1 protein-coding gene is annotated in these 301 nt (G+C 39.5%); it reads right to left on the minus strand.

Annotation, left to right across the window (positions count from 1 at the left end; genetic code table 11):
* Nucleotides 1-301, minus strand: a 301-nt coding sequence (locus tag ACFIO5_RS10405; RefSeq protein WP_375705361.1) for a Mur ligase family protein, incomplete at both ends; no start/stop codon positions are given.

Raw genomic sequence — 301 nt, forward strand, 5'->3', positions numbered from 1 at the left:
TTTTGCTTTTTGAACTAAATAAGGAAAAAAATCATCATCCGCATTTAAAACAGCAATACCCTCCTCATCCAGTCCCTCAAAAATTTCAGCTTTTGCGTCTGCTATTTCCTCAAGATTTTTGAAGAAACCCATATGTGCTGCAGAAATATGCGTAATGAGAACAACATGTGGATGGACCAACTTAACCAAAGGGCGAATTTCATCTTTATGATTCATACCAAGTTCAAAGACACCATAATTACTCTCCGCAGGCATTCGCGCCAAGGTAAGCGGCACTCCCCAGTGATTATTCAAAGAAGCA

The organism is Bartonella sp. AA86SXKL (assembly GCF_042196885.1).